The 19,374-nt window shown below is 68.2% G+C and carries 14 protein-coding genes and 4 pseudogenes; 12 read left to right on the top strand and 6 right to left on the bottom strand.

Annotation, left to right across the window (positions count from 1 at the left end; genetic code table 11):
- The first annotated feature begins 275 nt into the window (after positions 1 to 275).
- The 4 genes and pseudogenes from ACYVE9_RS01905 to ACYVE9_RS01890 all read left to right on the top strand — a co-directional run bounded on the left by ACYVE9_RS01905 (position 276) and on the right by ACYVE9_RS01890 (position 8,589).
- Positions 276 to 2,579: a LamG domain-containing protein gene (locus ACYVE9_RS01905; RefSeq protein ID WP_461025908.1), complete on the top strand. Its 2,304-nt coding sequence runs from the start codon at positions 276 to 278 to the stop codon at positions 2,577 to 2,579.
- A pseudogene (locus ACYVE9_RS01900) lies at positions 2,534 to 4,984 on the top strand (LamG domain-containing protein); the annotation flags it as partial. The gene ACYVE9_RS01905 and the pseudogene ACYVE9_RS01900, both read left to right, overlap by 46 nt.
- Before the next feature lie 1,003 nt (positions 4,985 to 5,987).
- Positions 5,988 to 7,496, top strand: coding sequence for a hypothetical protein (locus ACYVE9_RS01895; protein ID WP_461025907.1), 1,509 nt, complete (start codon positions 5,988 to 5,990; stop codon positions 7,494 to 7,496).
- Positions 7,497 to 8,064: 568 nt separating this feature from the next.
- The gene (locus tag ACYVE9_RS01890) at positions 8,065 to 8,589 is read left to right on the top strand and encodes an RICIN domain-containing protein (protein WP_461025906.1); all 525 of its coding nucleotides are present in this window, start codon (positions 8,065 to 8,067) and stop codon (positions 8,587 to 8,589) included.
- Between the two features lie 658 nt (positions 8,590 to 9,247).
- On the opposite strand, the gene ACYVE9_RS01885 is transcribed toward ACYVE9_RS01890, so the two are convergent.
- The 3 genes from ACYVE9_RS01885 to ACYVE9_RS01875 all read right to left on the bottom strand — a co-directional run bounded on the left by ACYVE9_RS01885 (position 9,248) and on the right by ACYVE9_RS01875 (position 11,033).
- The gene (locus tag ACYVE9_RS01885) at positions 9,248 to 9,955 is read right to left on the bottom strand and encodes a hypothetical protein (protein ID WP_461025905.1); all 708 of its coding nucleotides are present in this window, start codon (positions 9,953 to 9,955) and stop codon (positions 9,248 to 9,250) included.
- 212 nt (positions 9,956 to 10,167) lie between these two features.
- Positions 10,168 to 10,587: a hypothetical protein gene (locus ACYVE9_RS01880; RefSeq protein ID WP_461025904.1), complete on the bottom strand. Its 420-nt coding sequence runs from the start codon at positions 10,585 to 10,587 to the stop codon at positions 10,168 to 10,170.
- Positions 10,584 to 11,033, bottom strand: coding sequence for a hypothetical protein (locus ACYVE9_RS01875; RefSeq protein ID WP_461025903.1), 450 nt, complete (start codon positions 11,031 to 11,033; stop codon positions 10,584 to 10,586). Before ACYVE9_RS01875 ends, ACYVE9_RS01880 begins: the two co-directional genes overlap by 4 nt.
- A 145-nt stretch (positions 11,034 to 11,178) precedes the next feature.
- Here ACYVE9_RS01875 and ACYVE9_RS01870 point away from each other — a divergent pair.
- Positions 11,179 to 11,325: pseudogene (locus tag ACYVE9_RS01870) on the top strand (ATP-binding protein); the annotation flags it as partial.
- On the opposite strand, the gene ACYVE9_RS01865 reads toward ACYVE9_RS01870, so the two are convergent.
- Complete coding sequence (locus ACYVE9_RS01865) at positions 11,313 to 11,741, bottom strand: YunG family protein (RefSeq protein WP_461025902.1); 429 nt, start codon at positions 11,739 to 11,741, stop codon at positions 11,313 to 11,315. The pseudogene ACYVE9_RS01870 and the gene ACYVE9_RS01865 sit on opposite strands and share 13 nt — an antisense overlap.
- A gap of 474 nt (positions 11,742 to 12,215) precedes the next feature.
- On the opposite strand from ACYVE9_RS01865, the gene ACYVE9_RS01860 reads away from it, so the two are divergent.
- Entirely contained in the window at positions 12,216 to 12,941 is a 726-nt protein-coding gene (locus ACYVE9_RS01860) for a hypothetical protein (RefSeq protein ID WP_461025901.1), read from the top strand.
- A gap of 44 nt (positions 12,942 to 12,985) precedes the next feature.
- On the opposite strand, the pseudogene ACYVE9_RS01855 reads toward ACYVE9_RS01860, so the two are convergent.
- Positions 12,986 to 13,129, bottom strand: a pseudogene (locus ACYVE9_RS01855) (lysine 6-monooxygenase); the annotation flags it as partial.
- A 69-nt stretch (positions 13,130 to 13,198) separates the two neighbouring features.
- Between ACYVE9_RS01855 and ACYVE9_RS01850 the strand changes: the two are divergent.
- From ACYVE9_RS01850 to ACYVE9_RS01840, 3 genes are all read left to right on the top strand, one after another.
- Positions 13,199 to 13,438: a helicase associated domain-containing protein gene (locus ACYVE9_RS01850; RefSeq protein WP_461025900.1), complete on the top strand. Its 240-nt coding sequence runs from the start codon at positions 13,199 to 13,201 to the stop codon at positions 13,436 to 13,438.
- Between the two features lie 454 nt (positions 13,439 to 13,892).
- On the top strand, positions 13,893 to 14,282 hold the full coding sequence (locus ACYVE9_RS01845; protein WP_461025899.1) for a hypothetical protein: 390 nt from the start codon (positions 13,893 to 13,895) through the stop codon (positions 14,280 to 14,282).
- 600 nt (positions 14,283 to 14,882) lie between these two features.
- Complete coding sequence (locus tag ACYVE9_RS01840; protein WP_461025898.1) at positions 14,883 to 16,832, top strand: heavy metal translocating P-type ATPase; 1,950 nt, start codon at positions 14,883 to 14,885, stop codon at positions 16,830 to 16,832.
- A gap of 53 nt (positions 16,833 to 16,885) precedes the next feature.
- Here the strand turns inward: ACYVE9_RS01840 and ACYVE9_RS01835 are convergent, their stop codons facing one another.
- Positions 16,886 to 17,200 carry a hypothetical protein gene (locus ACYVE9_RS01835; protein WP_461025897.1) on the bottom strand — a complete coding sequence of 105 codons (315 nt, stop codon included), beginning with the start codon at positions 17,198 to 17,200 and terminating at the stop codon, positions 16,886 to 16,888.
- A gap of 331 nt (positions 17,201 to 17,531) precedes the next feature.
- Here ACYVE9_RS01835 and ACYVE9_RS01830 point away from each other — a divergent pair, with 331 nt between their 5' ends.
- The 3 genes and pseudogenes from ACYVE9_RS01830 (at position 17,532) to ACYVE9_RS01820 (ending at position 18,986) form a co-directional block, all read left to right on the top strand.
- A complete protein-coding gene (locus ACYVE9_RS01830; protein ID WP_461025896.1) occupies positions 17,532 to 17,885 on the top strand; it encodes a VOC family protein in 354 nt (117 codons plus the stop codon).
- Positions 17,886 to 18,059: 174 nt separating this feature from the next.
- A complete protein-coding gene (locus ACYVE9_RS01825; RefSeq protein WP_461025895.1) occupies positions 18,060 to 18,329 on the top strand; it encodes a hypothetical protein in 270 nt (89 codons plus the stop codon).
- A 4-nt stretch (positions 18,330 to 18,333) separates the two neighbouring features.
- Positions 18,334 to 18,986 (top strand): annotated as a pseudogene (locus ACYVE9_RS01820) (transposase).
- The last annotated feature ends 388 nt before the right edge of the window (positions 18,987 to 19,374 follow it).

The following is a 19,374-nucleotide window of genomic DNA, read 5'->3' as shown; positions in this document are numbered from 1 at the left end:
GGTCGTGCCGCGACGAAGTGGGCCGTTTCCCAGTAGCTGTTCCGCCCGATCTGGCGCGTTCGCCCCTTATCCGTGCGGCTTCTCGCTGCCACACTGACGGGCGCCCCGTCGGGGATCAAGGTTTGTCATGCGCCGTTTCGACCGGTGGGGACTGGTCAGAAGGTGGCGTTCGTGCACGGGGAGGGGGAAGCGTGGCACCTCAGGATTCGCTGCTCAAGGTCTACGGCGACCGGTCGTACACCCACGTGACGATGGCGCGTCACCAGAGCACGACCGTGGCGTTCGCCATGGACTCGTCCCGGCGCATTGTCTATTCCGTGCTGGATCTGGCTGGGGATAAGGGCAAAAGCGGCGCTGACGCCGCGTTCTGGGGCGTGAACCCGATCGAGCTCGCCTTCCCGCGGGAGCTCGCCGAAGTGGGTTACGCCGTCGTCGGCCCCACGGCGTTGCCGGTGGTCAAGCGTGGCGGTGTCGAAGCGGCCGTCGACGAGCAGCCGACAGCTGGCGAGACCGATTTACGTCTGTCCACGACGGCGCGGCTGACGGCGTCCGCTCCGTTCCATGTGATCTCCGACGGCACATACGTGGTCGTGCTGCGGCAGTCGATCGGTGACGCGCACCCCGACGCTGTGTACAAGCTGACGGGAGCCGGCTGTTCGGGCAACGCGTCCAGGACCGACTACGTGCTCGACGGCACGAAGAAGGTGCCACTGGTCCGTGACACCTTGTTGTGCGACCGGTTCGTGCTGGTGGAGGGCAAACTCAAACCGGTGCTGGAGGTGCGTTACCGGCGCAGCCGGCACGCGACACGTTCCGAATCGACCAAGGACACCCTGGGCACTGAGGACATGGAGGGCCGCCCGTTCTACGAGCCGACCCAGGAGCTGTCGTTCATCCGCAACCTGAGCCAGGGCCGCTTCGCCGCGGTGCTGGTGCCCACCGCGGTCAACAATGTGCAGCGCTGGCAGTTCTTCGCCCATAACGACGCCACCGGCCGTGTCGACTGCTTCAACGTCGAACAGGGCGTTCAGGGCTTGTTCAACACGCGGGGCACCCGGTTCTACACGAGCCCGGATCCGGTGTACCGGGACGCGGTGTTCGAGCGGGACCCGGGTACCTGTCCGTTCACCAAGCGCGAACTGGTGCCGGTGGCGGGCTCGGACGGGCATGCGGAGACGGCGCTGCGGCTGGCGGGCAACGATGCCCATGTCGAGCTGGGGGACGTGGAGGCGCTGCGGTTCAAGGGGAAGCCGTATTCGATCGAGGCGTGGGTCAAGCCCGAAGCGGTCGACGGTCCCGTGCTGGCCAGGGGTGGAGCCTGCCAGCTCGCCCTGAACCCTGACGGCACGGTCTACCTGGCTCACGATGCCGCTCCATATCTGATCAGCTCCTCCGAGAAGATCGCGAAGGACACGTACAGCCACGTCGCCGGCACCTTCGACGGTAAAACCGTGCGGGTGTATGTGAACGGCAAACTGTCGGGCAGCGGGGACATGACGTTTGTCGATGATCCCGGCGCGCTCACGCTGATCGGCAAGAAGGTCCACCGGGGCCGGACGATCGGTTACTTCAAGGGTGACATCGATGAGGTTCGGGTGTGGAACCGGGCACGCAGTGCTGCTGAGATCGCCGCCGAGATGAACCACCGGCTGATCGGTAGCGAGCCGGGTCTGGTGGCGTACTACCGGTTCGACGAGGGGACGGGCACCACGGCCTTCGACCAGACGGACCGGGCGCTGAGGGGCACTCTGAAGGGGGACGCACGCTGGGTCGGCTCGGGGGCGCCGGTGGGTGATCACCCCGGCGTGCGGCGTGACAGCTTCACCCTCACGGGACGCACGGTCGTTTCGGGCATGTCGGCCGTCCTCTACCACCAGCAGGAGAAGGCTCCTGCCGGGTACGGTGCTGCGGCGAAGCCGGTCAAGCGGCAGGCCAGGGTGATGCTCGCCTTCGCCGCCAAGGACGGCCCAGAGGCGTGCGTGGCGAGTGTGGACTTCGGTGTCGGCCGCGACGGCCGGCTGGCCCAGGTACCGGACGTGCTGGATCCCGCCCTGCTCAAGCGGCCTGCGAAGGGGGAGAACGCCGAGGAGATCAGCGCCTTGCAGCAGCTGATCAAGCGGCTGGAGCCGGAGATCGCCGTGTTGCGGCCGGAGATCGCCCGGGTGCGTCCGCTGTCCGCCAGGCTGCCCGAGTTCCAGACCGCGTACGACCAGCTGAACCACGAGGTGAGCACCTACCAGAAGCGGTACGACGCCGAGAAGGATCTGGTGACCTCCTGGTTCTACGAGATCTTCCCCAAGCTGCAGGATCAAGGACCGAGTGGAACGTCCGCGAAGAAGCTCCTGGTCGCGGGCTCCTCCAGCTCGCCCTCGGCGGTGCAGTCCGTCTTCACCGATAGTCCGTCAGTGGGGGTCTGGGCCCTCGACACCGTTCAGGTGGGCGCCGAGACCTTCTACAACCTGGCATACAAACTGTTCAACCAGGACATGGTGGTCAGGGGCGGTCGCGTGATGAGAACGCCGATCTGTCCACGATGCCGCGCATGTCCACCTACGCGCCCTCGAACTTCTCCCTGCTGACCGAAGGTGACTACGTCCGGCTCGTCAACCGCCAGAGCAAACTCGCGGTCTCGGTGGTCGAGTCGGCGAGGTACAAGGTGGTCCAGTCAAGCGCGGGTCTCACAAACGACTCGGGTCTCCTGCGCATGGTGCGGGGCGCCATGCGGTCGGGCGTGGACGTGCTCCTCCAGGCCGCCAAGGACAAGACGGCGAAGGCCGCGGACGAACTGGCGACAGCGCGTTCGGCCGACCAGAAAGTCAGAGAACTGGAACGTTCGCTCGCCGCGAAGGAGGCGGAGCTGAAGGCCGCCCAGGAGAAGCTGGCCCGCCTGTCGGTCGCGTTCGAGGGCGACGGCGACCTGACCGTGGCCATGCCCTCGCTCGGCGTCGACCGCACCGGGCTGAGTTACTCCGGGGGCTTGCTCGACTTCGCCCGCGGCGCCGACCGGCCCGCCCTGCTGGACAGCGGCACCGGGAACATCGTGCTCTACTTCCGCGGAGCCAACGCTCAGTTCTTCGCCGCCTACTACGACACCACGGTCATCCGCGGTGTCCAGGAGCTCACGGCATCACGCGGCGCCGTCAGCTTCGTCGCCCGTGACGCGGGCATCGCGCTGGAGGGCTACACCATCAAGGTGAGCGACGGCGACGCGCCCGGCCGCTGCGACCTGACCATCACGGCCAAGAACGACAGCGAGACGTGGCGGTCCCTGCCACGCGAGGCGGGACCGATGAGCGCGGCGCTGGCCGGCAACGCCGGTACGCCGGTGACGGTGGGCACGGTCTCCCAGGTCACCGGCACGACGGTGCAGCTCACCGGGGGCGCGGCCGTCAAGGTTCCGGCGGCCGCCCATCTCGGCATCGGCGGCTCCGGATACGCCGCGGCCGACGAGATCCCGCTCGGCGGCAAGACGATCAGGCTCTTGGCGGCGGGCACCGCGATCAAGCCAGGCGACAAGATCAGCGTGATCGGCTACGACCACGCCCGGGCCACCTCCAGCCGGCCCGGGGTCCTGCTGTCCTCGGGCTCCCGGCTGGTCGCTCTGGCCGCCGGCGCCGTCCACTCCGTCCCCAACGGCACGGCCCGGCCGACGATCACGGGGAGCGGCAGCCTGTGGCGGGCCGAGATGCCGGGCCGCGCCTACCTGTTCAACGGCAAGGACCAGTACCTTTCGCTGCCTGCCGACAAGCTGGACGGAGTCGCCACAACCGGCGATCTGAGCCTGGAGGCGTGGGTCAATCCCGAGACCGGGCAGGCCAGGCTCGTGCACGCCAACACGGCGGAGTCGGCGTACTCCCTGGCCCTCACCCCGGCTGATCTGCCCACGCAGTCCTTCGACGGCGACGACAGGATCGACCTGAGCGGCGCGCTCGACCTGTCCCACCGCGACTTCACCATCGAGCTGTGGGCCAAGCGCAGACACGCGCGCGGCCGCACGGAACCGCTCCTCACGCACGGGAACCCGGCCGGTGCGACCGACCAGACCCTGCATCTGCACATCGCTGCCGACAACACCCTCACCTTCGCGCTGTTCAGCGACGACCTCAAGACCACACAGCCCTACCCGGACCTGGACTGGCACCACTATGCCGCGGTGTACGTCAGTGCCACCCGCGAGCAGATCCTCTACCGGGACGGCACCGAGGTCGCCCGCCGCACCGCCAAGGGCCCCTACACCGGCAACGGCCCGCTGGTCCTGGGCGCCCAGCCGTTCAGCGGCGACTACCTCCACGGACAGATCGACGAAGTACGTGTCTTCGGGCGGGTGCGAACCCCTGAGGAGATCTCCGGCGAACGCCACCAGCGGATGTCGGGGCGCGAACCGGGACTGCTGGGCCACTGGACCTTCACCGGAACGGGTGCGACACCCTCGCCGATCAAGGGCTACCAGGTGGTGGCGCGCGTAGGCGACCGCGTGGTGCGTTCGGCGGAACGCTTCCCGTGCAACGAGTGGGCCCATCTCGCCGCGACCTTCACCCAAGCCTGGGCCGTGCGCCAGAGCGGCACCATCGGGCTGGAGGTGGCCCCGCACGCCGCGCTGGACGTGCTGGACGACCTCACGATCGAGGTGTTCCTCCAGCTCGACCGGCTCGGCACGCCCATGGGCCTGATCGCCAAGGGCGAAGCCGTCGACGGCGGCCCGGGCGGCGTCCCGTACCAGCTGGGCATCAGGACCGACGGCAGGGTGGAGTTCGCCTTCTGCGAGGCCGAGGGCAAAGCCGTCCGCTACACCTCCGACACAGCCCTGCGCCCCGGCGCCTTCCACCGCGTGAGCGTGGTGCGGCAGACGCTGCTTCCCCAAGCATCCAGCGGCACCCAGCCCGCGCAGGAGATCCGCTTCTACCTCGACGGCAGGCTGGACGGAAGTCACCGCTACACCGGTCCAGGCGCGCAGTCCAACCGCAGCGGCGTCGAACTCGGCCGCAGGCTGCACGGCGCCCTGGGCGAGGTACGGCTGTGGAACACCGCCCGCAAGGCCGACCAACTGGGCCTGGCGGTCACCGAACGCGACAAGGGGCTGGCGGCACGCTGGTCGTTCGAGGAGAACACCGGGAACATCACCTACGACGCCACCGGGTCCTATCCGGCCAGACTGCGCGGTGCCCGCTGGACCCGCGACCCCGACCCGAAGGCCAGCGCCCTGCGCCTGTACCGAAACGGCCAGGCGCTCCCCGCCGATCCGAGCCAGCTCCCGCGGGACACCAGCTCCTACGGGGACAGGCAATTCACCCTGGGCGCATCCCTGTACTCCGGCCAGCCGGTGTCGCCGCTGGCCGGCACGCTGGAAGAAGTCAGAATCTGGCGTACGGTGCGCACCCCCGAGCAGATCTCCGACAACATGTTCACCCGCGTGCGCGGCGGCAAGCAGGACCTCCTCGGCTACTGGCCCTTCGACCGGGACTCCACGACCGCGAGCGCCCCGGTCGTGCGCGACGAAGGGCTGCGCGGCCACAACCTGGCCTTCACCGCGGGGCAGCCGCGAATCCTGCTGTCCACCGCTCCGGTGTCCACCGACACCGCCGAAGTGCGCTCCGCGCTGGCCGCCGTCCGCACCCCCTTCCACGACACCATCGCCGCCGCCCCCGCCGTCACCGAGTACGCCGACCTCCAGTTCGGACCCAAGGGCGAGGCCACCGGAACGCTCAAGCGCTGCTACGGCTACCTGCGCAGCGGCCGCTGGCACCTGGTCACCGGATACAAGGTCGGCGACCTGACCACCGAATGGGTCGGCCAGGTCCAGTTCGACCCGGAACTCATGGGCTACATCGAGGGCGCCCCACCGGTGCCGTCGGAGAACCTCACCAACAAGGACGACGGCTACCGCGACGCGTCCTCGGTGGAGTTCACCGAAGCCGACCAGGTCACCTACCGGGCTGTCCTCCAGCAAGGACGCCAGTATCACCGCCGCCTTCAAGGCCGCCCTGGGCATGGAGCTGAGCAGCAGCACCCTGACGATCGCCGCGCCGCTCGGCGTGGGCATCGCCACACCACTGGCCGAGGGCTCGGTGAAGACCGTCACGAGCCTCAGCCTGGAGTTCTCCAACACCTGGAGCAGCGAGACCAAGGTCAGCCAGGGCCAGAACACCACACGCAAGGCCCGCGTCACGCTGACCGGCCACGCGGAGGACCCCGCGCGGGTACTCAACTCCGCAATCGGCCGGCGGTACGTGCCCGCCAACACCGGCATGGCACTGGTGCAGTCGCAGACCGCGGATGTCTTCGCCCTGCGCCTGGTGCATACCGGCGCCCTGGTCGCGTACCGGATGCTGCCCAACCCCGACGCCCCCCGCGACTGGAACATCGTCCACTTCCCGATCAACCCCCGCTACGTCAAACAGGGCACCCTGGACGGCGCCGTCGGCCTCGACGACCGCGGCAAGGTCACCGATCCCGACTACCCCACCGCCACCAGCTACGGCGAGTACAGCTACTTCAAGCCCCGCGACGCCCACGCCCTCAAACGACGCATCACCCGCGACCAGCAACGCCTGCGGGCCTTCTACGAATCCGTCTCCACCGAGACCCACCGCCACGACCCGACACACGACCAAGCCGACAAGGTCCTGCGCAGTATGGGCATCACCGGCGGCCGGCCCGACGACCGCCGCGGAGGCGCCGGCAGCGCCGCCTCGGCGGGCTTCTCCCACCGCGATCTGGTCAACACCTACGTCTGGACGGCCCACGGCGGCTTCTTCAAAGAGGCCACCGAGGCCACCGACGCAGTCACCGAAACCACCTCCGGCTCCTACTCCTTCACCGGAACCATCGGCCAGAGCGCCGAACTCGTCGGCTCCATCGCCGGCGTCGGCATCACCGGAAGTTTCGACGCCTCGACCAGCGGCAGCATCAGCACCACCCGCGCCCGCACCAAAGACTCCTCCCGGACCTTCGGCCTCAACGTCCAGTGCGCGCCGTCCGGCGACCTGCAACGCCGGGACAAGGACGACAAACCCGCCCTCGACGCCGCAGGCAAACCGCTCCTTGTACCGGGCAAGGTGGACGCCTACCGCTTCTCCACCTTCTACCTCGGCGAGACCAGCGCCAACTTCGACGACTTCTACCACAAGGTCATCGACCCCCTCTGGCTCGCCAACAGCGACGCCCCCGACGCAGCCGCCCTCCGCCAGGCCCGCCAAAGCACCGCCAAGCCGCCATGCTGGCGGATCCTGCACCGGGTCACTTTCCTCAGCCGGGTGCTTCCAACCGTCCCGCCGCCCGGCGCACCGCCGCTGGACAAGGCGATGCGGGCCGAGAACATCGACAGCAACTACGAACTCATCAGGCGTCTGGAACCGTACGTCCGCACCGCCACCAAGAGCGCCTCCGAACTCGCCGCCGCCACCCGCAGCGCACTCACCGCACATCTGCCGGAACTCGTCCCACATGCCGCGGACATCATCGACTACCTCGCCCAGTACTACAGCGTGGAGATCTGACGGACGCCTCGGCCCTCCGCCTACGGAGGGCCGAGGCCGGCCACCCCGTGCCAGGATGGCCACATCTTCATGCCGCGCAAGCTGGCTCGCGACCGCGAGTACTGCCCAGCCTGATCCGAACTTCGGATGTACCAGGTAGTGATGGCCCGTCGACTGACCGGTACCTGCACTCCGTCCTGGCGCGGCGCGTGAGCGACACCCCACAACAAACCCTCGGCGCCCGGCCGGTACCTCAGGAGGTCCGCGAGCGGCGGACCGCTGCGGAAACGGCAGGCCGCTCGCGATCAGGTCGCACAGTTGGCCACGCTGCTCGACAAACTCGCCCAGAGTGCCGAGAACATCACGGTCACCTGCAAGACGCTCCTGCTGGAACTGCCCGCCGAAACACCCCCGGCATGACCGCATCGACTCCGGCCTTGCCGGACGGCCCCGCTTACCAGCAGATCACGACTGTAATCGCCGAATCCGACCCCCGCTGCGGGCGCGGAACGTGTGCGAGATTCGTGGCGCCGACCGGAAAGGCGGCTCCGGGGCGTGTCTGCGAGAGCAGTGTGTCGTTGGGGCAGCCGTGAAGAAGATCCAAGCCCTCGCCATTTCCGTCGGCCTGGTCGTTGCGCTGACCGGAACCGCGCAGGCCAACGGGCAGCCCGGCCGTGCACCGCTGCCGACCAACCAGATCACGAACGTCATCAGCGGCTACGTCATCGACAGCGCCGGGAAGACCGGCAGCGACCGGGTGCCCGTCTACATCTACAAGGACGCCACCAATCCCTCGGACAACCTGAGGTGGAGGTACGACCCAGCCACCCAGCACATCATCAACATCGCGACCGGCTACGCCCTCGACAGCGGCGGCGACACCAGCAGGCCCGTGGTACAGGTCTACGCCTACAAGGACGCCACCAGCCCGTCGGACAACCTGAAGTGGAGGTGGGACGCCGACAGGCAGCACATCGTCAACGTCGCCACTGGCTACGCCCTTGACGCAGGACCGATCCGCTCGACCAGCCCCAGCTCGCAGTCCCTCTTCGCGTACTGGGACAACACCAGCACCTCGGACACGCTCAGGTGGAAGACCGACATCTTCAACTGACCCCGGTGAGCCTGACGTCCATTTCACGGATCGCGCCGTGACCTGACGAGGGGCCCGCTTCGGTGCGGGCCCCTCGTACCGAAGGCGCGGCCAGGCGAGGCTGGCGGCCGTCCGGCCAGTTGCAGTCGGCCAACGAGCGGCGACCTCACCCGCCCAGGACGTTGACCGCATCCAAGCCAGCGAGATCGTCCGGCCCCTGATCACCTCACTCACTCCCTGAGTGTCCGGGCTCCTGACCGCGCGGACGCAGGGGTACGACGTTCGGCGCTGGCAGCTGGAGCTGATGGCGGTGTGCCGCGTTTTCGGCAGTGAGCTGGTTGAGCGACCGGACGAGCGCGGGCACGCCGTCGGTGATCCGTACGGGCCGAGGACGAGCGCATCGTCAGCGAGCCGGATGCCAACCGCCCCCAAGGTGATCGTCGCGGAGACGGTGTAACGGTGGTTCTCCGCCCGTGGAGCGGCCGAGACCCCGCCTGCGCCGTCGCTGTCGCAGTCTGAGGCGCACTCGCAGGCGGGGCCGTCAGCAAACTTCGGCGGCCCCGTCCTTGTCGTTCTCGCACCGGCCGTCACCGGGGAAGCTGGGAGATCTTCTCCGGATGGGCCACGCCGACGTAGTGCATGGCGGTCTTCTCAGTGATGCCGAACAGGCGCATCAGCTTCAGCGGATCCCCGGTCTGAACGCCTCGTTCAGGATTCGGTCCTGTCGCAGGCCGTCCAGCGTGAACTCCTTGGGCAGGTGCCTGTGGAGCATGGTCATGCTGACCGGCGGGTGGTCGGGGTCGAGTGCGGTGCGCTGGCTCACGAACAGGTGAGGGTTGGCCGATGCCGGCCAGCGGCGATGGCGGTAGGTGAGCCACTCGGAGGCGAGGGATTGGGTGAACTCCTTGATGTAGAGGGTGTGGCCCAGCAGTCCGCGGCGGACTTCGAGGGTGCCGTGGGCGAGGTTGAAGTTGCCGGTCGGCAGCATGGGGATCTCGTGGCCGGGCAGGGCGTGTACGGCGGTCAGGGCGACGACGAGCCGGCCGAGCGGGGTCGTGGCGCGGTCGAGGAGCCCGGCCAGGAGGTCCGAGGGCACGGACTTCGGGATGCCCTTGGGGTCGCCGACGGGGAGGTTGTGGGTGGGGTCGCGGAAGACGACGCGTTCCTGGCGCAGTGCCTTGAACAGGCTGCGCAGGCTGATGGCGAGCTGGCGGCGGGTGCTCCCGGTGAGGTCGTCGACGGCGGTGGTGGCGTGGGTCGCTGGTGATCTGACGCAACGTGGTGATGCCGCTGTTGGTCCAGGCGGTGAGGATCGGCTCGAGGGCGAGGAGGTAGCGACGGATGCCTTCGTAGCCGCGGGCCTCGTGCTCGCGTCGGCCTTGACCACGCAGGACCTGCACCCACAGGCGGATGGCTTTATCGAGCAGTAGCGACGTCGCTTGTCGATGGGTTTGGGAGGCGCCCTGTTCCACGGATGGGTGATGTCGACGAGTTTGGGAGGCACCGGGGTTCTTGCCAGGGCAGCATCGGGATGCTCCTGGTGAAGGTGCTGGTCATGCCGCGGATGTCGAAGGTCGAGTTGTACGCGGCGATCCGGCGTTACCAGCTGAAGCGGTCGGTCGCCGGGCGGCCTTCGAGTTCTATCAGATAGCGGAGCCGGTTGCGGATGGTCCCACGATGCAGGCTGCCGCCGGACTCGTCGGCGAACAGCACCGGCGAGTTGGGGAACTTGGGCCGTACGTCTTCCAGGAACCATCGCAGAACCAGGTCGAGGCCGTCGAGCATGGGCACCCAGCGTGGCCGGGGGCCGGAGGTGTGGGCGCCCTTGCCGAAGCGGACGTGGAGTTTGCCGAACGGGTCGCGGGTGAAGTGCAGGTCCGGCCTCTCCAGCAGCGATGCCTCCTCGGAGCGGAGTCCGGCGTGATACAGAGTCCGGAATATCGCATAGTCCCGGGCGGCGGGTCCGTACTTCCTCGCGGTCGCGATCCGCCGCTTCATGAAGTCGAAGAACTCATTCACCCGCTCCGGCGTCGGCGGCGGCAGCAGGGCCGGTGAATCGTCGCCGACGTGACGGAGGCGTTGAACTCGTCGATTGGACAGACCAGGCGGACGCCGAATGCGGCCTCGATCTCGGCCGCCTTGCGGGCCTGAAGCAACCGGTGGAGGCCCTTGAAGATCTGCACGTACTCACGCCGGGTGGACGTCTTGCGGCCCTGAACCGCCAGGTCGCCGATCACGCGGTCGATGTCCTCGGGCGTCACCTCCCACGCGGGCCGGCCCAGGGCTTTGAGGGACCGCTCCAGTTGCCCGATGTCGTTGTCGATGGTCACCGGACTGAACCCGCGGGCCCGCCACGAGGCGACGAACGCGTCGACGCACGCGGTCTGGAACTGCCAAGGATCCGTCGTCAGCGGCTCCTGCGGAACGGCCCCGCCCGCGATGACCTGCAGTCTCGCCTCGGCCACCGACACACCTTCCTCGCACCTGAACAGTCAAGGTGGCACCTTCAAAATCGTGACGTCACCGCGAGAATCGACGAGGGCCACAGGAGGGGGAGACGGCCAGGTGGCAGCGGCAACTCTTGTGAGGGAACAAGTGCCAGCCCCAGATGGTTGGGCCAAGACCTTCACCGACCCCCGCCTCTGCGCGGCCATCGTCGACCGCCTCACCTTCAACGGCACCATCATCGAGACCGGCACCGACTCCTACCGCCTGGCTACCACCCGCCCACGAGCCGAACAGGTTCAAGCCGGCTGACGAGACCCGGCCGCAGAGGCCGTCGCCTGCTGCCGATTGAGCTTCTCCAAGACGCGGTCGCGGAGAAGCTCGTACTCCTGCCGGAGCCTGCGCCATTCGGTCACGGGCGGGCGTGGAATCACGATGCCTGCGGTGACGACCTCCTCCGGCCGAAACTGCTCGCGGGTGAGGTCGATCTCGATCCCCATGGCCAGGCGGTTCCACCAGTGGTAGTCCACACGCTCTCCGTTGACGTGGACCTCTCCCCGAATCAACTCACCTGCCAGCAGGTCGTTGAGCACCATGGCAGTAACCCCGCACTGATCCCGGGCCGGGTTGTCCTTAGACCAGCGCGACCGGAACTCAGGCGTGCACGTCTCGGCACTCCAACTGCTGCGAACGGCTCGTTCGATGTCGGCAAGAAGCAACGGCGTCATGCCGGTGATCCTGCCAGCAGCCACTGACAACGGCCGGACGCTGACAGACACGGCAAGCGCCTGATGCCTTCAAAACTGACGAACATCTCCCGGCTCCTCCGCCACCGCCTGCCTCCCCGACCCATCGACAAACGCTGTCGATGAACATGCACAAAGCCACCCACCCGCAGCCGCTAATCCCCACCCATCCACCGACCAGGCAAAACAACACTGACCAACACAAACAACAAACCAGCCCTTACACGCTCAAACCACCTACCACACACCACACATATCCCCAGCTCACACACCACACCCACCCCGACCCAACCACCCAGCCGACCTCTCAACACACCCACAACACCCCAGACCAACACACACTCAGCACACCAACAAACCCCAAGCGTCAAAAGGAAGTGGTGATCAATCGCAGGAATCCCATGTGTGAGTCGGTCGTCCGGTTGGTTGTCAGTGGGTCCTGCCAGGATGTGCCGCATGCTGAGTCGTGAGGAATTCATGGAAGCTGCGCGCGCGAGCGGGGTCTCGCAGGGTGCCGTCGACGAAATTCTGCGGTGCCTGCGGCCGTGCGTAGTGGTCAACAGGGACAAGGTGGGTGAGCTGGTCGGCAGGTGGGAGCACGAGGAAGAGATGATGGTCTTTCTCGACTGTGCCACTCTTCCTCACCGGCACCTGGACCTGGGGCTCGGGCTTCCCGGTTCGGGTTCTCTGGTGCTGGCCCCCGTATCGTCACCGCGGTGGCTCCCGGGTTCCTACGCCAACGAGTTGACGGAATCGGAGGACAGCGGGGAGTTGCACGCCTATGCGGCGTGGACGCTCGCGGAGTGGTACACGTACGCCGAGGGCAGTGAGCATCCCGTGACGATGCATCCCGCCCTTGAGGAAGCGATGGCGGAGTACCGGCGGTGTCACGGTCCCATGGAGCTGTTGGATGGCGGTTATTTTGCTCCCGACAGGTCCCTGCAGCTCGGAGGTGTGATGCTCAACATCGCATCTGCGGGTCCGTTGGAGCTCGATCTGATCGATCTCGACGACGACTGGGACTGGAAATTCACTGACGAGGTGCTGCGGAAGGCGTCTTTCTGGAGGCTCTTCGCCCATCTCCACCATGACAGCGGCTTCGAGTACTTGTGGATGGTCCACCGTGAGGACACCGCTGTGGAGCGCTACGACGAGATCGTCTGGATGGAGCATCTCGAATGACACCGCGGCCGGTCCGTGGAGCGCTGCTGGTGGCTGGCCGACTGTCAGTCGGCCACCAGTGATGTGAGGGTCCGCGCTTGCCTGGCGGGCGGGACGTGGGGCTGGGGGTCGAGCCCGAAGGTGGTGAAGGCGGTGCAGCTCGGCAGGGGATAGGGGTCCATGCCGGTCAGGGAGTTGAGGATGGTCGCTCTGCTCCCGGCTATCGTGGGGGCAGCAGTCGTGGTTTACGCCGTAAAGACTCAGCGGTACAGCTTCATTTGTCGGCCGGGAAGTCGGGTGCGCGGTCGGCGGCGTTCGAGCGAGGCGTGGCCGCGATGCGCGCCTTCCGGGCACGGGAAGGGGAGGATGCGGTCCCCGCCCGCAGCGCCACCGAGACGGTTGTCATCGACGGCCAGGAGGCCCCCGTGAAGCTGGGGGTATGGCGCAGCAACATGCGCAGCAGGCGGACCAGCCTGACGATGGAACAGCAAGCCGTACTCGACGAACTCGGCGTGTGAGAGTGGGTCCGGTACTCGAAGCCGTGCAGGTGCTGGCGCGCAGAGCAGGCTACGAGCATCAGCTACTGGCCGAACCTCCACTATGCGCAAGGTACCCTGCCAGCTCCGTGCGGCGTCCAGGGTGACCAGACCTCCGCCCGAACACAGCGGCCGGCTCTGTCAGAACCGCAGCCGGGCTCTGTCCCGACGACGAGCCCGCACGGCATGATGCGCATGCGAACGAGGCCACGGACAACCCAGCCGGTGAGGACTTCGCTGCCCGCTGCGGCCGGGTGTGGGGCGTCTTGCTCCCTGCCCGCGCCGGCTACCTGGCTGATGTTTCACCACACTTCGACGAGGTCTTCCACGACATCGTGCAACGAACCGAGCTGCCGGCAGTCTCGGCAAGACGGGCATCGCAGCCCTGGTGGTCTGGAAACGGCTGTCCGCACAGACCCCATGGGCGTCTGAACCCATGGTTTTGCCGGACGCCCAGGTGCGAGCGGTCACCGCGCGGGCCGTCACCTCGGTCCGCGACACCACGGTCCCGCGCAGCGAGGCCGCCTGCACAGGGCGCGGCATCATCTGGGAACTGCCCGGTTTCCGCACCGGCGACGCCCTCGCCTCAGCCATCCTGACCGCAGCGGCACCCACGCGGATGGCCGTCTACGACCGCCGCGTCCAACACGCCCTCGACACCCTCGGCCTCACTCTCACCCCCACGCCAGGCCGCTACGGCCACTACCTTCAGCTCCTCGACGACTCCCTGCACCACGGCGGAGCACGCGCCGACGGCTGGACCGCGCGCGACATCAACACCGACCTGTACCGGACCGGCAGACCCGACCCCGCGCCAAGCCGCTGACCAGCACAAACCCGCACCAGCCCATTAGGCGCCGGATACAGCACCACACCAACGTCATCGAGCCTCAGCCTCGTGGATACGGGACAGCGCCTTGTCGGCGGCCGGGGGCAGCCACCGACGCGCCGACACCACGCCCGGAAGACGCCCGCGCTTCCCCTGCGCTATCCGAAACCCTCGATAGGCGACAGCCGTCAGCCCTTACGGCTCCACGAGTTCACCCTCAGGAACCCATAGTGTGAGGGCCAGCCAGGAATATCGGCGACCCATTCCCGGCTTCCCCTGATACCCCCCTCGGGTATCAGGGTGGCCCGCTCGGGGCTGCCCGGAGAGGAAGCGATGAGCACACCCCATCACGACGGAGCGCACCCAGGCACGCAGGGCGAGGGGCACGATCACGTCCGGGAGGTCACGCATGGTCCGGCGGCCGAGCACGACCGGCACGGCGGGGTCGACACTGATGCCCTGCGTGAGCCCGCCCACGGCGGACACGGGGGTCAGGACCCGCACGCCGGTCACGGCATGCCTCACGCGGGCCACGGTGACCATATCGGACAGTTCCGCCGGCTTTTCTGGATCATGCTCGTGCTCGCAGTTCCCACTGTGCTGCTCAGTCCGATGTTCGCGACGATCCTGGGCTACGAGCTGCCGGACGTTCCCGGTCTCACGTGGGTCGCGCCAGTCCTGGGCACCGTGATCTACGTCTGGGGCGGCCGGCCGTTCCTGACCGGCGCCGTCAGCGAACTCAAGGCCCTCAAGCCCGGAATGATGCTGTTGATCGGCATGGCCATCACCGTGGCCTTCCTCGCATCCTGGGGCGCCACGCTTCGCGTGCTGTCCCACGAGCTCGAGTTCTGGTGGGAGCTGGCCCTCCTAGTCGTGATCATGTTGCTCGGTCACTGGATCGAGATGCGCTCCCTCGCCCAGACCTCCTCCGCGCTGGACTCCCTCGCCGCGCTCCTGCCCGACGAGGCGGAGAGGGTCGAGGGTGACACCGTCGTCACCGTCGCCCCGTCGGAACTCCAGCTCGGTGACGTCGTGATCGTCCGCCCCGGCGGCCGTGTCCCGGCCGACGGTGAGGTGGTCGACGGCGGGGCCGACGTCGACGAGTCGATGATCACCGGTGAGTCCAAGCCGGTGCGGCGCAAGGCCGGTGACCAAGTCGTCGCCGGTACGGTGGCGACCGACAATGCGCTGCGGGTGCGGATCTCCGCCGTCGGGGAGGACACCGCCCTGGCGGGCATCCAGCGCCTGGTCGCCCAGGCGCAGTCTTCCTCCACCCGCGCCCAGCGCCTGGCCGACAAGGCTGCCGGCTGGCTGTTCTGGTTCGCCCTGAGTGCCGCCGTGATCGCCCTGGTCACCTGGCTGCTGCTGGGCACGCCCGAGCAGGCCTGGATCCGTGTGATCACGGTGCTGGTCATCGCCTGCCCCCACGCACTGGGTCTGGCGATCCCGCTGGTGGTCTCCATCGCCACGGAGCGCGCCGCCAAGGGCGGGGTGCTGGTCAAGGACCGCATGGCACTGGAGCAGATGCGCACCGTCGATGCCGTCCTCTTCGACAAGACCGGCACCCTGACCGCCGGCCAGCCGGCCCTCACCGACATCACCACGACCGGCGGCCGCGGCGAGGACGAGCTGCTGGCCCTGGCCGCTGCCGCCGAGTCCGACAGCCAGCACCCGCTCGCCCGCGCCATCCGCGAGACCGCAGCCGAGCGAGGCCTCACCGTCCCGCCGGCCACGGATTTCCACGCCTCGGCCGCCGTCGGCGTGCGCGCCACGGTCGACGGCCACACCGTCGCCGTGGGAGGTCCCGCCCTGCTAACCGGGTCTGGCCGGGACTCGCTGCCGGCCACCGGGGAATGGACCGCGCGCGGCGCCACGGTGCTGCACGTTCTCGTCAACGGCGACGTCGCCGGCGCACTGGCCCTGGACGACGAGATCCGGCCAGAGTCCCGCGAGGCCGTCGACGCCCTCCACCAGCTCGGCGCGCATGTGGTGATGATCACCGGCGACGCCGAACCGGTCGCCCGCGCTGTGGCCGGCCGGCTCGGCATCGACCAGGTCTTCGCCCAGGTCCGGCCCGAACACAAGAGCGAGAAGGTCGCCGAGCTCCAGCGCCAGGGCCGGGTCGTGGCCATGGTCGGTGACGGCGTCAACGACGCCCCAGCACTGGCCAAGGCCGACGTCGGCATCGCCATCGGCGCCGGCACTGATGTCGCGATCGCCTCCGCCGGGGTCATCCTCGCCTCCGACGACCCGCGGTCCGTGCTGTCGGTCTTCCAGCTCTCCCGCGCCTCGTACCGCAAGATGAAGCAGAACCTGTGGTGGGCCGCCGGATACAACCTCATCTCCGTGCCGCTGGCCGTCGGCGTGCTCGCCCCGGTCGGTTTCGTCATGCCCATGGCCGTGGGTGCGCTGCTGATGTCGCTGTCCACCGTCGTCGTGGCGATGAACGCCCAGCTGCTCCGGCGCGTTGACCTCAGCCCCCAGGCCAGCGTCAGCGCCGCGCGCGGCGCTCCGCCCGTGCGCGCCGAACGGGTCACCCGGGAGTAACCAGCCCTCGCACAACACTGACCCCAAGGCGTCACCCTTCCGGCTGGCTCCCTTCACTTCCAGCGGTTTCTGGCTCGCTTTCCGTGTCGCATAGACGTAAAGCGCACGGTGAGCGGGCCGGTCGTCGAGGTCGCCGTAGGGCAGGACATCGCGGAAGGAGTAGAGGGCAACGACTGCTGTAGGACGCAGACCCAGGCGGCGCCCCAGGCCAGGGCGGCCTCAAGGTCGCCGCCGGCAAGGTCGGCTTCGTTCTCGAGGTCGGTGGGGTCGAAGTCGTCATCCGGGTCGGCGAGGTCGACCAGCTCGTAGGCCATGGCGGTGTGGGCGTCGAGGTCGCGGGGGCAGAGCCGGCGGCCTGCGAGCGTCACGCACCCCTTCTCGTACGCGGCCTCCTCCGCTGCGCCGGCTTCCTCGTCCGGCGTCCAGATCCGCTCCTTCGCCCACTCCGGCGCGGCGGCAGCTTCGCGATCTTCTCCTCCAGCCGGGACAAGATGCCCGGCTCGTCTTCGTACTCGGCGTAGTGCGCCGCCGAGTCGAACAGGGGGAGTCTGGGGTCCTACGTCCAGGCGAGCAGCGGCCGGTCCAGCCCGGCCCCGCTACTACACCGCTCGGTAGGACACGATCCGCACACCGGACCGGCGGTCGACGGCAGTCACCCCCAGCCCTGGCAGCCGACCGACCCTTTCTATGCTCACGCCCATGGCACTCGAATGGGAACAGATCATCGTCGACTCCTCCGACCCCATCGCCCTCGGGCGCTGGTGGGCCGAGGCTCTCGGCTGGGTAGTGGTCGACGAATCCGAGGAGATCATCGAAATCCGGCCTGAGCCGAACCAGATACCGGGGCTGCTCTTCGTGCCTGTCCCCGAGGGCAAGACATCGAAGAACCGGCTCCACCCCGACTTCCGCCCCGACGACCAGGAGGCCGAGGTCGCCCGGCTACTCTCCCTCGGTGCCCGGCGCGCCGACACCGTGCAGGACGAGCAGCGCTGGGTGACCCTCCTCGACCCGGAGGGCAACGAATTCTGTGTCCTGGGTGAGCGGAAGAGCTGAGCGGGGCCGCGCAGCCGGCTCGGCCGTGACAGATGCCCCACCGCACGTACCGGTTGCAATGCGTCCGGCTGCAGCGCGCAGGCTAGACCACTGGCGCTGCAGCGACCCCGCGCTCAGACCTGCAGCCCAGGGCACCCGAGGGACCGTGGTGCACGGCTCGTTGTCTCCGTCCTCGTGACAGCGAACCGACGGCCGCGACCGACGCCGAACGACCGGGAGCTGCGCCTGTGGAGGGTCGGTTGGGCGCTGGCCGTCACCTTCGTCGCCGCGGTCCTGGTCGCGGGCGGTGTCTTCTACGGGCTGGTGGGGCTGCTGGACTTCCGTGAAATCAACCGGACGGCGAAGCTCGACGCAGCGACGCTCTTCGACTTGGCCAAGCTTGCCTTCGGGGTGGTCGCCGGGGCCGGCGCGCTCGTCGCCTACCGGCGCCAGCCGATCGATTAGGCCTGTGCCCACCGCGAGGCCAACCAGCTCCACACCGAGCGCTTTTCCCAGGCCGTCGACAAACTCGGCTCCGACTCCCCCGCCCTCCGACTCGGCGGCGTCCACGCCCTCGCCGGCCTCGCCGACGACGCCCCAACGACCAGCAGCGCTAGACCTGCCGACGTCCTGTGCGCGCACCAACCTCACCCTGCGCCAGCTCGCCCCCGGGCTGTTCGGCATCTCCAAGTCGGCGGCCGACTGGATCGTCGACCACCTCGGACCGGCTCTCGTGCTCCAGCCCCGACGGCGGTTCCGCAAGAACACCGTGCTCATCGTGGACGGCACGCTGGTACCCACCCGCGACCGGACCGTGGCCGCCTCCAGCAAGAACTACCGCTACTCCACCCACCATCAGGTCGTCATCGATGCCGACACCCACCTGGTCGTCGCCGTCGGCAAGCCGCTGCCCGGCAACCGCAACGACTGCCGGGCCTGCGAGGCCTCCGGCACGAAGACCGCCGTCGGTACCACCCCCATCGTGATCGCCGACGGCGGCTACCGGGGCACCCGTCTGACCATCCCGCACTACCGCCGGCACGAGAATGAAGAACTGCCGAAGGCGTCCACCCCGCCATGCTCGGCATCGCACGCCTGTACAACCTCACCCTCACCGGATGACAGGCAAACGAGCAGGTCAGCCTGCATGCCTCAGATCAATTACGGGACAACCTCTAGGACGAACTCCGAGCGCCTCGGAGTGCTGATACGGCCTAAGTGGTCGAACGCTCGATTGCCCCGGGTCTCGGGGCAGGTGGGCAGCACGATGAAGGAACCGTCACCAAGCGACGCAAGCCGTCTTCAGCTCTATTCAGGTGAGGACCTCCCTAAGGGGTGCGATGTCGCAGGCAGCAGCTCTGCTGAGGGGTGCGCAGCCGCAGGTCACTGTCGTGCCACGGTGATCGGCGATCGGTGGGAGAGGGAAGTGATGCGGAACGTAGACGGGCAGGCCGCCAGCGGCGCGGCCGGGTCGGTGCCGGGGCGGCGCTGCCGGCGCTCGCAGCCGTGG

The organism is Streptomyces sparsus (assembly GCF_054776295.1).
The sequence above is the reverse complement of the archived record's forward strand: the minus strand, read 5'-3'. Positions and strand labels throughout refer to the sequence as shown.